This window comes from Trichocoleus sp. DQ-A2 (assembly GCF_039961915.1).
Lineage (GTDB): Bacteria > Cyanobacteriota > Cyanobacteriia > Cyanobacteriales > FACHB-T130 > FACHB-T130.
Genome location: NZ_JAMPKD010000001.1, coordinates 84964 through 101145, shown reverse-complemented (window position 1 = coordinate 101145; position 16182 = coordinate 84964). Strand labels below are relative to the sequence as shown.

The following is a 16182-nucleotide window of genomic DNA, read 5'->3' as shown; positions in this document are numbered from 1 at the left end:
TGGATCGAGGCGATTCGCCTAGCGCCGCCATTATTCATCCAGGTTAAAACAGAAATGGGCGCAAATGGGAAAAGGGAAGAACCAGACGCTTTAGTTCATCCTTCATCTTTCTCCTTTAGACTCTCGTATTTTTGTTTTATCTAATTTCCCCAACTTATCGGGGAGTCTTGGAGGATAAGTCGTGGGGAGCAAATATAGCAGTTCTCAGTTGGGTGGAATATCTTGCGGTTCTAATGTTTGATAGGCGCTTTTGGATTGTCATGCTCCTACAGATGTATCGCACCCAAATGAGAATTGCGATATCTGAATTCAAACTGTTAACCCAACAGAATTGCCCTTGCTTGGCCCATTTATCGCATCATCTTTAACGGACAAAGTAGGGTGGATGCCCACCCTACTGATGCTAAATAATTAAAAAGGTGCTAAACGTCGTAAGTCGCACGACCGCTAAACTTAATCGTTGGCGGTTCCGGGTTGCTGCCAATGTTCCGTTCTACCTTATTCACATAAGGACGACCTTGATTGACTTTCTCTGGGAAGACGCCATCCTTCGGATGCAGATACTCCATTTCACCGTTCGGGAAGACACGGTAAATCTTGTAGTTGTTGATTTTGAACTTGGCTCGGAGTACCTGACCGCCTAACATGATGCAGTATTCTTTACGTGCTAGGTATAGCAAGTTATCACCTTGGTTCATGATGGCAGAGCCACCAGTCGGCAATTCAAATACTTGCTGTTTCGGGCTTGTCCAAGTGATGGCGTACTTTTCTTCTAGTTCAGCTTTGGTGAGCAAACCGCCGGTACCGCCGCCAAATATGGGGGTTTGTCCAGTAAGAGTTTCTGGCATAGATTTTTCTCCCAACGTTTTAGGGCATCCTATCACCGAGGCAAGGCCTGTCTTGCGAGTCTGTCAAGAACTGTAACAGTTTGTCATTAGCCATTTAGTCATGAGTCATTTAGTCATTAGTCATGGGTCATTAGTCAAGCACTCCTGACTACTAATTGCTGACTAATTTCATCAAAGACTACTGACTGCTGAGTGCCTTGCCGCGATAGGGACGGTAAAGTGAAACTGACTACCTTGGTCTTTCCCAGCGGATTCAGCCCAAATTTCACCGCCCCAACCCGTGACAACTTGGCGACAAATCGCAAGTCCCAGACCAGTACCGCCAGTAGTTCGCCGCAGAGCGCCTTCTTCCTGATAGAACCGATCGAAGACAGCCTCCAGCCGGTTGGGTTCAATGCCACGACCTGTATCGGCAACCGTAACTTCAAGCATTGAGCTGTCGTTACACTCAGCGAGTATCGTAATTTTTCCTTGAGCCGTTGTAAATTTGCAAGCGTTGTCCAGCAGTTTGGCAAGCACCTCGACCAGCCACTCCCCATCCGCTCGTACTAAAGGCAGCGAATCAGACACTTTAGTAATAATCTTTGGTAGCTGACCATCGGAATTGCGGGCGCGGATACTGCTGAGGGCAAGATCGATGCACTCTGGCAGGGCTAGGGGTTCTGGATGCCATTGCACCCGACCACTTTCTAGGCGAGAAAGGGTGAGGAAATCTTGAACCAGTTTACGCATCCGCTCGGCGTCGGTGAGAGCGGTACTGAGCATCACTTGCCGCATCTCCGGGGGCATATCAGGTTCGCTCGCTAGACTTTCCAGGCAGACTTGGATAGTAGAGAGGGGGGTGCGGAGTTCGTGACCCGTAATTGCGACTAAGTTGCTGCGAGTGCGATCGAGAGCTTCTAGCTGTTGGTTGAGGTCTTCCAGGTTCGCGTAGGCTTCGGCTTGAATCAACGCCCCGGCGATTTGAATAGAAATGGCTTCTACAAGTTCTAGTTCGTCGTCCTGCCACTCGTAGGGGGTAGCACCGCAATGATGCAGCTCTACTATCCCCAGTAGTCGATCCTGATATAGCACTGGCATCATCAGCCAAGACTGAATAGCAAAGCGGCTCGCCAGAGTTTGAAGTGGGCGATTGGAAGGAAGTTCCGACACTCCTACCGATATTCCTGCCGACACTCCTACAATGCGAGGGTCGATATGAGTATCGGCAACATAAACTCGCTCTCGGTTCTGCACAACTTCCTGAAATAGAGGATTTTCCTGTAAAGGCCAATTCTGACCGAGTGCAGAGGCAAGTCGAGAATTCCCGTTATCGGTCACTTTCAAAAATTCATGGTTAATCGTGGCAGAAGTATCGATTTCCCCGGCACGATAAATTAGACACCGGCAAGCAAACAATGCCTGTCCTAATTCCTGTACGGCAATGGATAGAATTTCATCCGGGTGTAACGGCTGTCCCGTATGGCTACCCCGCCGGATGGCAGCCGTAATCGAGTTGACTAGGCGTTCTTTGCGTTCTTGGGCGGAAATTGAGCGATAAGCTTTGAGCAGCTTGTACTGCCCCGCTTGCAAGTAAGTGACTAGGCACTGAACAAAGGGGTCGGGATTGTCGGTTAGAGACTCTGGAGTTTGGGCAGAGGGTTCCTTTGCCGCCTGTGGCTGTACGGAGTTTTGAACTAAAAAATTCTGCCGATTCGCTGCTTCCCGATCGGTTTTTCCAAAGGAATTTTCTAAAAACTCTCCCCTCGAAGGAATGCCGTAAATATTTCGTGCTTGAGCGAGCTTTTGAGCCAATTCCGGACGGTACTGCGAAATCCGATTGAGTAATAATTCAGCAACGATGCAACTGACTTGCCGATCGAACGTCCAGATTCCCTCAAACCGGCGGGCGGGGTCTATCCCTTCAAACGATGACATCCGCAATCGGGAGGTGGTTCGAGGAAGGTCAGAAGTGCGGCGGCTAGGGGAAAACGCGGGTGCGATTCCTTTTCTAGCTGCGGTCTTTCCTCTTACACCCTGACGCGATCGCCCATCCTCTGTTAGGTTTCGTTCTCGACAAACCAAGCAGGTAGCATAATTCTGCCCGATCACCACTAAGTGCCACTCTTGACTTAAACCATCGGTTGGCTCAAACGCAACAGTTTCGTAAGCTTCCGAACTGTTGCTAAAGTCGGTTTCTGGGGCTGCCAGCACATATAACTGCTCTGTCCGTTCTGCAATCCGTCGGTAACGGTGAGCCTCCTGACGATAGAAGCGCTCTCGCTGGAAACTGGCAATCACCAGATGCTGGTCTAAAGATGCCAGAACCTGGTCTTCCATCGCATGAGATAAGGCGATTAAGGAAGACTTGAAATACATTTGCGGTCGCAGCTGGGGCAGGACTTGCAGCAAATCTGCCAGCACAGAAGTCGGGATGATCATTTAGTAATTTGCCGAGTTTCGTACCCGTTCTATGCCTATCGTACAAAAGAGCGTTCCCTCCGAACGTTTTGAATATTTCCTTGTAATCCGGTTTTATCGAGGGGAAATTCTCACACAACTGGTTAACTCCACGTTCAAGAGGAGGAAAATCACGTTTTTGTGAGTTCTAGTATTGGATGGCTGTGAGTTGAGGGAAACTCAATGGTTGCATTAATAGGGGTTTTGGGGAAGCGATCGCTTCCCCAAAACCCCTCGCCACAAGAATTTCTTATGTAAATCATTAATCCTCCTTAAGGGGGATGTCATGACTAAATGGCATCCGATCGATGCAAAAACTTCATTTGTATTAACATTTTGTAATTTCTTATACGAATTTCACAGTTCAGTTTGCATAACTTATCATCAACGAGCAATTGACAAACACAAGATTATCCGTTTGCGGGCATTCGAGCGCCACGTAATGAGGACACACCCATGACAAGCACAGCCACGCCCACAGCAAGTCTTAATAAATTTGAAAAATTCAAAGCAGAGAAAGATGGTCTGGCGGTAAAGGCAGAAATTGAACATTTTGCCCAGGTTGGCTGGGAGGCGATGGACGAAACAGACCGCGACCACCGACTCAAGTGGGTAGGGATTTTCTTCAGACCCGTTACGCCCGGAAAATTTATGATGCGGATGCGGATGCCCAGCGGTCTCCTCACCAGCGATCAAATGCGAATGCTCGCCGAGATTGTGCAGCGTTACGGCGAAGATGGCAGCGGCGACATCACCACCCGGCAAAATATCCAACTGCGGGGAGTCCGAATCGAGGATGTGCCAGAAATTTTCCGACGGTTAGAGCGAGTCGGGATGACCAGCATTCAGTCGGGAATGGATAACGTCCGCAACATCACAGGTTCGCCAGTTGCGGGGATTGATGCGGATGAATTGTTTGATACGCGAAGTCTGGTGCAGCAAGTCCAGGACATGATTACGAATCATGGGGAAGGCAACAAAGCTTTCAGCAATCTGCCCCGGAAATTCAATATTGCGATCGCCGGTTGTCGCGACAACTCGGTTCACGCTGAAATCAACGACCTTGCCTTCGTCCCCGCTTACAAAAATGGCGTCTTCGGGTTTAATGTCCTCGTCGGTGGTTTGTTCTCTGCCAAACGGTGCGATGCTGCCATTCCCCTCAACGCTTGGGTGCATCCCGACGATGTTGTAGAGGTATGCCGAGCTGTTTTAGAAGTTTTTCGCGATCGCGGTCCCCGATCGAATCGGCACAAAGCACGGCTGATGTGGCTGATCGATGAATTGGGGTTAGGACAATTCCGAGCCTTGGTAGAAGAATATCTGGAGAAGCCCCTCCAACCAGCCGCCGAAAAGGACGAAATTGACTGGGAAAAGCGCGACCACATCGGCGTGTACCCCCAAAAGCAACCCGGCTTAAACTACGTCGGCTTACACGTTCCCGTGGGGCGTCTCTATGCCCAGGATATGTTTGACCTGGCTCGGATGGCTGAAGTTTACGGCAACGGCGAAATGCGGTTCACCGTTGAGCAAAATGTCATCATCCCGAATATTCCTGACTCGCGCTTAGACGCCTGCTTAGCCGAACCCCTGCTAGAACGATTCTCGATCAATCCCGATCCTTTAGCGCGATCGCTAGTCTCCTGCACCGGGTCACAGTTCTGCAACTTTGCCTTAATTGAAACTAAAAACCGCGCCCTGGCAACGATTGAAGAACTGGGAGCAGAATTATCTCTAACTAAACCCGTGCGGATTCACTGGACTGGTTGCCCCAACTCCTGCGGTCAGCCTCAAGTCGCCGACATCGGTTTGATGGGGACGAAAGTTCGCAAAAACGGCAAAACCTTAGAAGGTGTCGATCTTTACATGGGTGGCACAGTTGGTAAAGAAGCCCATTTGGGTACCTGCGTCCAGAAAAGCATTCCCTGCGAAGACCTCAAACCTGTATTGCGGAATTTATTGATCGAACAGTTTGGGGCGACCCCTCGTTTCTAGGGATTGCAAAGAAGCTTTTAGCGACTCCCTACCACCAATTCCCGACTACGTACCACCGAGTTACCACTTCCAAGAGAAATATGAGCAGAGTTTCTAGACGGCAATTTATCATTACAGCAGGCGCAGCCACAGCCGGAAGCTTGCTAGCTCATGGCTGTAGTTCCGGCCCGACCGATAGCGCCAAGTCCGCTTCAAAATCCTCCCCCGTTGCCACCAGCACGGCAGCCAACGCGCCGAAAGTAGAAACAACCACCGCCAAGCTAGGATTTATTGCTCTAACGGATTCCGCGCCCCTAGTTGTAGCCCAGGAAAAAGGGTTGTTTGCCAAATACGGCATGACAGAGGTTGAGGTTGTCAAGCAAGCTTCCTGGCCCGTCACCCGCGATAACTTGGAGCTAGGCACAGCCGGTAACGCCGGTGGGATTGATGGGGCGCATATTTTATCCCCCATGCCTTACTTTATGAGCTTGGGACAAACCAAGAACAAGCAGCCAGTGCCGATGTACATCCTGGCGCGGTTAAATACCAATGGTCAAGCAATTTCTGTTGCCAATACTTACAAAGAATCCAAAGTTGGCTTAGACAGCAAAGGACTCAAAGAAGCCTTTGCCAAAGCTGGGGGCAAAAATGACTTCAAGGCAGCTATTACCTATCCTGGTGGTACCCACGACCTCTGGATGCGCTACTGGTTAGCAGCAGGCGGCATCGATCCAAACAAGGATATTTCTACAGTCCCCGTACCACCGCCTCAGATGGTAGCGAATATGAAAACGGGCAACATGGAAGCCTTCTGTGTAGGCGAACCGTGGAACGCCCAGCTGGTGAACCAAGGGCAGGGTTACACCGCCTTGGTAACGGGAGAACTGTGGAAAGACCATCCCGAAAAAGCTTTTGCGATGCGGGCTGATTGGGTAGATAAAAATCCCAATTCTGCCAAAGCGCTGCTAATGGCAATCCAAGAAGCCCAGCAGTGGTGCGACAAGGCAGAAAACAAAGAAGAGATGTGCCAAATTGTCTCCCAAGCAAAATGGTTTAAAGTCCCAGCCAAAGATATTATCGAACGCTCCAAAGGCAACATTGACTACGGCGATGGTCGCCCGGTCGTGCAAAATAGTCCGCTACTGATGAAGTTCTGGTCAGATAACGCTTCTTATCCCTACAAGAGTCACGACACCTGGTTTCTAACTGAAAACATCCGTTGGGGGAATATTCCTGCTGACACCAATGTTAAAGAACTCGTTGACAAAGTGAACCGGGAAGACCTCTGGAAAGAGGCAGCCAAAGCACTAGGCGTTCCTGCTTCAGAAATTCCGACTAGCAGTTCTCGCGGTGTTGAAACGTTCTTTGATGGCGTCAAATTTGACCCCGAAAAGCCAGAGGAATACTTGAAGAGTCTCAAGATTAAGAAGGCATAAATCACGAATAGCGAATAGTTCAAGAGGAATCGGCTATTCGCTGTTCGCTAGCCAATGACGAATCAATATGATTAACAATTAGGAGCGAGAATGACCGCTAGAACTGAGAATCGCCTTTCAAGTAATAATCCCCAGAAATTAATCGGAACCTTCTTTCAGAAGAAACTTAAACATATTGTGCCACCGCTGCTAGCACTTACAGCTTTTATGATCCTTTGGCAAATCCTCTGCCCTCCGGGTTCTAAAGGTTTGCCAGGGCCAATCCAAGTACTAAGAGAAACTTGGAATCCCTATATTATCAATCCATTTTTTGATAATGGCGGTACGGATAAAGGCTTGGCGTTGCAAATTTTCGCCAGTTTACAACGGGTAGCGATTGGCTTCTCTCTGTCTACCTTAGTTGGGATTGGGTTGGGGATTTTGATTGGTACCAATCAGTTTACTTACCGCGCTTTAGACCCCCTCTTTCAGGTTCTGCGTACCATTCCCCCTCTGGCATGGCTACCGATTTCTCTGGCAGCATTTCAACAAAGTAATCCCTCAGCTATTTTCGTGATTTTTATCACGTCGATATGGCCCATTATTATTAACACCACAGTGGGAGTACAGCAAATTCCTCAAGATTACCGAAACGTTGCCAGAGTGTTGCGGCTTTCTAAGCAGAAGTATTTCTTTAAGATTCTCTTTCCCGCAGCGGTTCCTTATATCTTTACTGGACTGAGGATTGGTATTGGTTTGTCTTGGCTGGCAATTGTTGCGGCTGAAATGCTAGTCGGCGGCGTGGGAATTGGTTTCTTCATCTGGGACGCTTACAACAACTCTTTACTGAGCCAAATTATTCTCGCACTTGTGTATGTCGGTGTTGTTGGTTTGCTGCTAGATAGGCTAGTAGGCTTCGTCGCCTCCAAAGTTGTACCAGAGGAACAGAAGTAAGGACTGAAGACTCAGGACTGAGGGCTGAGTAGGAAGTATTAAGTAAACTCTTCGCCCTTAACTTCTCAACTCATCCTCAATCCTTATCCCTGACTCCTCTTTTAGTTCCTTCTCTCAGTCCTCAGCCCTCATACCTCAGTCCTCACTTAGTCCTCAGTCCTCATACCTCAGCCCTATTGCTATGTCTGTCTTTGTAGAAATTGACCATGTTGACCGGGTGTACTCGCTTGCCAATGGCGGTACTTATGTGGCACTCAAGAATATTGACCTGAAAATCAAACAAGGTGAATTTGTTTCTTTAATTGGACATTCTGGATGCGGCAAATCAACCCTACTAAATATGGTGGCTGGTCTAGATAGACCGACGAGTGGGGGTGTGATTTTAGAAGGGCGACAGGTGACTTCGCCGGGACCAGACCGAATGGTAGTGTTCCAAAATTATTCGCTGCTTCCCTGGCTCACCGTGCGGGAAAACATCGCTCTGGGGGTAGATGAAGTATTACAGGACCGGCCCAGAGGTGAGCGCAAAGGGATTGTGGAGCATCACATCGATTTGGTGGGATTGCGGCACGCTGCGGATAAACGACCCGGTCAGCTATCGGGGGGAATGAGACAGCGGGTAGCGATCGCGCGTGCCCTCGCCCTTCGTCCTAAGTTGCTGCTACTCGATGAACCGTTCGGCGCGCTAGACGCCTTGACACGGGGCGGCTTGCAAGAAAAGTTGATGCAAATCTGTCAGGAAAGCAAAGTCACCGCAATCATGGTGACGCACGATGTGGACGAAGCGCTGCTACTATCTGACCGAATTGTGATGCTGACTAACGGCCCAGATGCCCATATCGGGCAAATTCTGGAAGTCTCCATCCCTCGCCCACGCAAGCGCATGGAGGTTGTCAATCATCCCAGCTACTACGGCTTGCGAAATGAGATGATTTACTTCCTCAACCAGCAGAAAAAAGCCAAGCAGCGCAAAGCTACGCAACCGGCGGTGGTTGCCCGGAATGGGTTGGAGAAAGTCAATCTGGAAATTGGCTTTATTCCCCTAACTGACTGCGCCCCTTTGGTGGTGGCAAAAGAAAAAGGTTTCTTCGCTAAGCACGGGTTAGAAGATGTGACGCTGAACCGCGAACCCAGTTGGAAAGCGATCGCGCAAGGGGTGGCGACGGGACGCCTAGACGCTGCCCAGATGGTTGCCGGAATGCCGATGGCAATGACCTTGGGAGCCGATGGCCCGCCACTGCCTGTGTGTACGGCGATGACTTTATCGCGCAATGGCAATGCGATTACCTTCAGTAAGGATTTGTACGATCGCGGCGTTCGCACCTTGGCAGATTTCAAGGAAGCGATCGCGCAAACTCCCGACAAGATCCATACGCTCGGAGTGGTGCATCCTGCCTCCATGCACAACATGATGCTGCGCTACTGGCTGGCAAGTGGCGGCATTGATCCCGACCGAGATGTCAGTTTGACGGTGATTCCACCCGCCCAGATGGTCGCTAATCTGAAATCTGGAAGTATTGATGGCTACTGTGTCGGCGAACCTTGGAACTCTCGCGCCGTTCATGAAAAACTCGGTTTTGTCATCGCCACCGATATGGAGTTGTGGGCGGGACATCCGGAGAAGGTACTCGGATGCCAGGAAGAATGGGCAAATAAGTACCCGCAAACTCATATCGCATTGATAAAAGCGCTTTTGGAAGCTTGCGAATACTGCGATGACCGACGCAATCGGGAAGAAATTGTCAACTTACTGTGTCAGCCGCAATACATCGGCTCCGCCCCAGAATACACCCGTCCCGGCTTTATCGATCCCTACATTCGCGGGACGGGCGCAGCACCCGAACAGATGTTGCGTTATAACCAGTTCTTTGTCGATAAAGCGAACTTTCCAGAACCGGAGGAAGGACTGTGGGTGATGACTCAGCTAGCACGATGGGGAATTGTTCCGTTCCCCAAAAACTGGCTAGAAATTCAAGAACGAGTGCGGCGCATCGATGTATTTAGGGAAGCGGCGCGGGAACTCGGCTTAATGGATATCGGACGCGATCGCGCACCCATGCAAATGTTTGATGGCACCATTTTCAATCCCGACGATCCCATTAAGTACCTCAATAGCTTGGAAATTAAGCGTCCAATTCGTATCGAAGAGATTAACATCGACCCCTTAGTTGCGAGTCGTTAGTAATCAGTCATTAGCCATTCGCTAATGGAACTATGGCAAGAACAATTCGCGATTAGCGATTAACAACCTTCACCTCCCCATGCACACTTTGAACAACACTGGCGTCGTCACCCAACTAACCCAAGAAACCGTCAACCGCGACCCGTTTTTGGTAATTGAAGATGTTTCCAAGGTTTATCCCACTCCTACCGGGCCGTATACCGTTCTAGATGGGGTAAACCTCACCGTCTATGAAGGCGAATTTATCTGCCTGATCGGTCACTCTGGTTGCGGCAAATCCACCCTGTTAAACATGGTGTCAGGTTTCAATAAGCCAACTGACGGTGAAGTGCGCCTGGAAACCCTGAAAATCCGCGAACCCGGCCCAGACCGGATGATGGTATTCCAGAATTATTGCTTGCTTCCCTGGCTGACTGCCTTCGAGAACGTTTACCTAGCAGTGGATTCTGTTTATCCTGGCAAACCCCGGTCAGAAAAAGTCACCATCGTTCGGGATCACCTCGCAATGGTGGGGCTGACTGAAGCAGCAGATAAAAAACCATCTCAGCTGTCTGGAGGGATGAAACAGCGAGTCGCGATCGCGCGTGCCCTCTCGATTCGTCCTAAAGTATTAATTCTGGATGAGCCATTCGGAGCCTTGGATGCCATCACCAAGGAAGAATTACAAGAAGAACTGCTGACCATCTGGCGCGAACATCAAGTTACTGTCTTGATGATTACCCACGACATCGACGAAGCACTCTTCCTAGCAGATCGGCTGGTGATGATGACCAACGGGCCATCGGCAAACATCGGTGAAGTTTTGAAAATTCCCTTCGCCCGCCCCCGGAATCGCGCCCGGATTATGGAAGACCCGGAATATTACAACCTGCGAAACTACGCCCTCGACTTCCTGTTCAACCGATTTGCTCATGATGATGATTAGTCATCGCTTGTTAGGTATTATCCAATGGGTAATACCCAACAAGCGATGAAAGTATGGCTAATCGCAATTAGCAATTAGCAATTAGCAACGGACGACTGACGAATGACAACTGACAGTACAAAAACCCTTTGCCCTTACTGCGGCGTCGGCTGTGGATTGGAGGTGACACCTCCAGCGCAAGCCGGTAAGCCAACGCATCGGGATGCTCAAGGGAATCCCATCTGGAAAGTGCAGGGCGATCGCGCGCACCCTTCCAGTCACGGGATGGTGTGTGTCAAAGGTGCTACCGTTGCCGAGTCCCTTTCCAAAGACCGCCTTCTCCATCCGATGATCCGCGACTCCCTGGATGAACCTTTCCGCCGCGCCACCTGGGAGGAAGCCTTGGATCTCGTCGCGAGCAAGATTCAAAACGTTCTGGCAACTCAAGGATCGGACGCCGTGTGTATGTACGGCTCCGGGCAACTGCAAACTGAAGATTACTACGTTGCTCAGAAACTGCTCAAAGGGTGTCTGGGCACGAATAATTTTGATTCCAACTCGCGCTTGTGTATGTCCTCCGCCGTTGCGGGTTATATGCAAAGCTTTGGTTCAGATGGCCCCCCTTGCTGCTACGAAGATTTAGACTTAACCGACTGTGCTTTTATCATCGGTAGCAACACCGCCGACTGTCACCCGATCGTTTTTAACCGCCTGCGGAAACACCACAAGAAAAATTCCCACGTCAAAATGATTGTGGTCGATCCGCGCCGGACGAACACGGCTGAGGCAGCAGATTTGCACTTAGCGATTCGCTCAGGCACCGATATGGATCTACTCAATGGCATCGCTCACCTGCTGATGCGTTGGGGCGCAATTGATACTTATTTCATAGAGGACTGCACGACGAATTTTCCAGCTTTTGCAGAAGTCATCCAGCACTATCCACCGGAAGTGGTCGCCGAACGATGCGGTATTTCCATCTCTGACCTGGAAACAGCAGCTCGATACTGGTCACAGTCGAAGCGCGTGCTGTCTCTGTGGTCGATGGGCGTGAATCAGTCTTCTGAAGGCACTGCCAAGGTGCGAACGATCGTGAATCTGCACCTGATGACGGCTCAGATTGGCAAACCCGGTGCAGGGCCGTTTTCGCTGACGGGTCAACCGAATGCGATGGGCGGTCGGGAAACCGGCGGTCTTTGCCACATTCTGCCCGGATATCGAGTGGTCAAAAATCCCCAACATCGAGCGGAACTTGAAGCGTTTTGGCAACTCCCCGCCGGACAAATTTCGCCCTATCCGGGTCGCACGGCGTGGGACATTATTACGGGTTTGGAAACCGGAGATGTGGGCGTTCTCTGGATTGCCGCTACGAACCCGGCTGTCAGTTTACCTGACTTGGAACGTGCGAAAGCTGCATTGCAGCGATCGCCTTTTACGGTCTATCAAGACGCCTACTACCCCACTGAAACCGCCGCCTTTGCTCACGTTTTGCTCCCGGCAGCGCAGTGGAGCGAGAAAACCGGCACAATGACTAACTCCGAGCGAGTGGTCACGCTGTGTCAGGCATTTCGCACTCCCCCAGGAGAAGCCAAACCCGATTGGCAAATATTTACAGAAGTCGCACGGCGCTTAGGTTTTGCAGACAAATTTCCCTACGAGACGCCAGCGTCTATCTATGCCGAATATGTGAAGTTGACACGCGATCGCGTCTGCGATATGAGCGGTCTCAGTCACGAACGACTGGCGCAAGAAGGTCCGCTTCAGTGGCCCTGTCCCGATCGTAGTTTTGATCCCCCAAGTTTGAGTTCTCCGTTAAACTCTTCAACTCAAAACTCAAAATGTGCTATGCACCGCTACGCTAACAAAACTCAAAACTCAAAACGGCTTTACACAGATTTTCGCTTTCCGACACCGGATGGTCGGGCGCGGTTTGGTGCCTATCATTCGCGGGGGCTGGCAGAACCGCCCGATCCCAATTATCCTTTTGTTCTGACGACGGGCAGACTTTACGGACACTGGCACACCCAAACCCGTACCGGACGAATTGATAAAATTCGGCAGATGCACCCGCAGCCATTCATTGAAATTCATCCCCGCGATGCGGCTTCTCTGAAGATTCAGGAGAATGATTGGGTGGAAGTGCGAACCCGTCGAGGCACGGCGCGATTCCCTGCCAGAGTCACCAAGGCGATCGCTCCCGGTGTTACCTTTGTCCCCATGCACTGGGGCGCTCTTTGGGCAGATGGTGCCGAAGCGAACGCCCTCACCCATGCCGAATCTTGTCCCGAATCACTGCAACCGGAACTGAAAGCTTGTGCGGTGCAACTGGTGCCCTTGACTGCTGAAAAAGTTGACTCTGAGTATCTACTCCAGCCTACTCAGTCCAAGGCTTTTTCCTCCGCTTTGTCTGTTTAAAATAACCGCTCAGTTGAGGTTATTTGTTCTCAGTTCTGGTATTTGAAATTCAATTTTTTTAGGTTTAAAAAAGGGTACGGCATTACCGTATCCCTTTTTTTATTAATCAAGTAATATGCGAATATAGGGGCGTGCATCTGGGCGCTCCTACAAAGTTGCAAGTACAAAGCTTTTTTATATATGTTATCTACTAATACCAATTCCCTATAAAGTGGCACTGAATAAAGCGCATATCATGTCATCTCATATGCAAATAAAAGCGATCGCAGACTCGCCTTATTTTCTCACTACTGGAGTATCTTCCAACGCACCTCGCTCCCAATCTCCCAAATTCGCCCCTGCCTCATAAGTGCTTTGTAGGAATTGCAGCACGGCTGTATCTGGATCGTCTGCTTGTCGCACCGCCTCATAGGGCAGGACAAATTCTTGCAGCTCCGGGCTATAGAATGCAGACTCTGGTTGAATTAGATAATCCTTGAATCCTTCTGGTGTTGGGTAGGCGTAAGCATAAAATAAGGCTTCTGTTGAACCACCCCCAAACCAAAAACCACAACTGCTGACTTCATGGGAATAAGCCTCTCGCGTTACCCAATCTGCCATGTTGGGTACACCCCCTGGATGTTCAGGTGCCCTTCGTCCAGAAAAGCGAGTCACAGCCAGATCGAAACTGCCCCAGAAGAAATGGACAGGACTGCACTTTCCGATATAGTGGGAGCGAAACACCGTCATGATGCGATTGGCTTGTACCAGAATTTGCCAGAAGCGTTGAGCAGATTCCGGATTGTAAGCATGATGTTGATGGTCTTGCTCAAATGGGATCGCATCGGCAATTTCTTGGGGCATTGTCCAGATTTGCACTTCGATACCGAGATCCTTCAGGGTGTTCATCACTTCCTGATAAAAATCAGCTACCGAGCGAGGAGCAAGTGCCAGACTTTTGGTTGTACCTTCGCTTGTCTCGATTTTGAGTTGGTGAGCGAGAAAATCAAAGGTGATTTGAAAGCTGCGTGTTCCGTTAGGAATTGGGCCAGAGGTAAGTCCAGGGGTGGTGACATACAGTGTCGAGTGCCACCAATGGTTGATTTTCGGGGCTAATGCTAACCGAATTTTACCAATAATTTGTGTCCACAAATGCAGCGTTTGATAGGTATCTTGCCAAGCTGAGAGTGACAAAGGGAGCCAAACAGCGTTCGATGAGCGGTGAGCGTAAGTCGTCATCAGATGAATCTCCATGCTCAGGCTTGGCGGTAGATACTATAAACAGTATCAGGCTTTGAAAAAGATTTGATTAGCCAATTATTTAGAGAGGAGATTATGCAAGGTTCGGTAATTTATCAAAATATCCGCCAAAAGTGACAGCAATGAGAAAGGGTAGCATTGATTATGCATCAGCTTACCCGTCGGTTTGGCGCGATCGCTCCCGAACTACAAACTAAAATTCAGCAATTATCCATTCCCCCAGTAAGAAGATTTGGGCGAGGCGCTGTTGGATTTCTCCTCTGTAAATGATTTGAGCGCTTGGTTAGAAACTTAGGAGCAATAGACAATTGGATTTAAAAGAAAACTTGCGATCGCATCTCACCCAGATAGTACGCGATCGCGACCCTTATCTCGCCAGTTCGGGGCATTTCTACGTACAGCATTACATCCGCGAACAACTGCAACAATGGGGAACTGTAGAAACCCACGAGTTCAGCATTCGCGGTCAAAATCATCAGAATCTCATTCTGAATCTACCAGCGGCGACAAATAATCAGAAGCCACCGATTCTTATTGGCGCACATTATGACGCTGCACCTGGAACCCCAGGCGCAGATGATAATGCCACGGGTGTCGCCGCGCTATTGGAATTGGCGAGAATTTTCGCAGCAGAACCTGCAAAATACCCGGTGCGATTGGTTGCTTTTGATATGGAAGAATACGGGATGCTAGGGAGTCAGCAATATGCATCTGATTTAAAGCAACAAGGACAATCACTTCGTTTGATGCTTTCCTTAGAAATGCTGGGATATTGCAACTCCGCCCCTGGTTCGCAACGCTATCCGGCCGGATTAGAACGCTTTTACCCGAATCGAGGTGATTACATTGCTTTGATTGGCAATTTGCCGAGCATTCCCGATCTAATTCACCTTAGCCGCAACATTCGTAAAGTTGGAGTTCCAAGCGAATGGTTGCCGGTGCCGAATAAAGGTTTAATCGTCAGCTCAACGCGACTGAGCGATCATTCGCCCTTCTGGGATTTAGGCTATAAAGCAATGATGGTGACAGATACAGCATTTATGCGAAATCCCCATTACCATCAACCGAGCGACACAATAGAAACCCTGGATTTAGACTTTCTGACCGGCGTCTGTCGCGGTTTGGCTTCCGGCATTAGCCATCTGTGAAAGATGACTTGCATACCGCAAAACTAATTAGATAAGCTTCTAATTAGATGTGCATCTAATTAGAAGTAAAACGATGGAAAAAGCGGAATTTCAAACCCTGCTACGCTTCTTTAAGGTTCTCGCTGACGAAAGCCGATTAAAGATTTTGGGGATTCTGGCGAATCGGGAATGCAGCGTCGAGGAATTAGCCGCGATTGTGAAACTGAAGGAGCCGACTGTCTCCCATCATTTGGGTAAACTGAAAGAACTAAATTTGGTGAATATGCGCCCTGACGGCAATACGCACTTGTATCGACTCAATAGCGAGGCGCTGCAAAACTTTAGCAAAGAGATTTTCACCCCAGATAACATGGCTTCTCTCGTCCAAGATGTAGAGGGGGAAGCATGGGAGAGCAAGGTATTGAAAAACTTTTTTGAAGGCAATCGCTTGAAAGAAATTCCTGCCAGTCGTAAAAAACGCCAAGTGATTCTCAAGTGGTTGGCAAACCAATTTGAAATCGGGATTAATTACCCAGAACTTCAGGTGAATGAAATCATCAAGCGCCACCATCCTGACTCCGCCACTCTGCGACGAGAGTTGATAGCCTCTAAACTGATGCAGCGGGAAAATGGTGTGTATTGGCGTTTAGAGACCAGTATTGAGTAAGTAGGGACACGACACTGCCGT

The 16182-nt window shown here is 49.5% G+C and carries 12 protein-coding genes; 9 read left to right on the top strand and 3 right to left on the bottom strand.

Annotated elements, in window-relative coordinates:
- Window positions 1–422 precede the first annotated feature (422 nt).
- Both NC997_RS00425 and NC997_RS00420 read right to left on the bottom strand, forming a co-directional pair.
- Complete coding sequence (locus NC997_RS00425; RefSeq protein ID WP_190410263.1) at window positions 423–848, bottom strand: photosystem I reaction center subunit II PsaD; 426 nt, start codon at window positions 846–848, stop codon at window positions 423–425.
- 171 nt (window positions 849–1019) lie between these two features.
- The gene (locus NC997_RS00420; RefSeq protein ID WP_190524303.1) at window positions 1020–3269 is read right to left on the bottom strand and encodes a DICT sensory domain-containing protein; all 2250 of its coding nucleotides are present in this window, start codon (window positions 3267–3269) and stop codon (window positions 1020–1022) included.
- Window positions 3270–3743: 474 nt separating this feature from the next.
- On the opposite strand from NC997_RS00420, the gene NC997_RS00415 reads away from it, so the two are divergent.
- The 6 genes from NC997_RS00415 (at window position 3744) to NC997_RS00390 (ending at window position 13128) form a co-directional block, all read left to right on the top strand.
- Window positions 3744–5279 (top strand): ferredoxin--nitrite reductase, encoded by a 1536-nt coding sequence (locus tag NC997_RS00415; RefSeq protein WP_190524300.1) that lies wholly within the window; start codon window positions 3744–3746, stop codon window positions 5277–5279.
- A gap of 80 nt (window positions 5280–5359) precedes the next feature.
- Window positions 5360–6694 (top strand): CmpA/NrtA family ABC transporter substrate-binding protein, encoded by a 1335-nt coding sequence (locus tag NC997_RS00410; protein WP_190524297.1) that lies wholly within the window; start codon window positions 5360–5362, stop codon window positions 6692–6694.
- A 90-nt stretch (window positions 6695–6784) separates the two neighbouring features.
- Window positions 6785–7627 (top strand): nitrate ABC transporter permease, encoded by an 843-nt coding sequence (gene ntrB / locus NC997_RS00405; protein ID WP_190524295.1) that lies wholly within the window; start codon window positions 6785–6787, stop codon window positions 7625–7627.
- 181 nt (window positions 7628–7808) lie between these two features.
- The gene (locus NC997_RS00400; protein WP_190440143.1) at window positions 7809–9809 is read left to right on the top strand and encodes a nitrate ABC transporter ATP-binding protein; all 2001 of its coding nucleotides are present in this window, start codon (window positions 7809–7811) and stop codon (window positions 9807–9809) included.
- Window positions 9810–9888: 79 nt separating this feature from the next.
- Window positions 9889–10734, top strand: coding sequence for a nitrate ABC transporter ATP-binding protein (locus tag NC997_RS00395; protein WP_190430024.1), 846 nt, complete (start codon window positions 9889–9891; stop codon window positions 10732–10734).
- A 102-nt stretch (window positions 10735–10836) separates the two neighbouring features.
- Entirely contained in the window at window positions 10837–13128 is a 2292-nt protein-coding gene (locus tag NC997_RS00390; protein ID WP_190524293.1) for a nitrate reductase, read from the top strand.
- A gap of 276 nt (window positions 13129–13404) precedes the next feature.
- On the opposite strand, the gene NC997_RS00385 is transcribed toward NC997_RS00390, so the two are convergent.
- Window positions 13405–14346 carry a DUF5996 family protein gene (locus NC997_RS00385; RefSeq protein ID WP_190524289.1) on the bottom strand — a complete coding sequence of 314 codons (942 nt, stop codon included), beginning with the start codon at window positions 14344–14346 and terminating at the stop codon, window positions 13405–13407.
- 253 nt (window positions 14347–14599) lie between these two features.
- Here NC997_RS00385 and NC997_RS00380 point away from each other — a divergent pair, with 253 nt between their 5' ends.
- The 3 genes from NC997_RS00380 to NC997_RS00370 all read left to right on the top strand — a co-directional run bounded on the left by NC997_RS00380 (window position 14600) and on the right by NC997_RS00370 (window position 16161).
- A complete protein-coding gene (locus NC997_RS00380) occupies window positions 14600–14662 on the top strand; it encodes a DUF4351 domain-containing protein (protein WP_199324082.1) in 63 nt (20 codons plus the stop codon).
- 13 nt (window positions 14663–14675) lie between these two features.
- Complete coding sequence (locus tag NC997_RS00375; protein WP_190524287.1) at window positions 14676–15515, top strand: M28 family peptidase; 840 nt, start codon at window positions 14676–14678, stop codon at window positions 15513–15515.
- Window positions 15516–15588: 73 nt separating this feature from the next.
- Window positions 15589–16161, top strand: coding sequence for a metalloregulator ArsR/SmtB family transcription factor (locus tag NC997_RS00370; RefSeq protein WP_190524283.1), 573 nt, complete (start codon window positions 15589–15591; stop codon window positions 16159–16161).
- Window positions 16162–16182 lie beyond the last annotated feature (21 nt).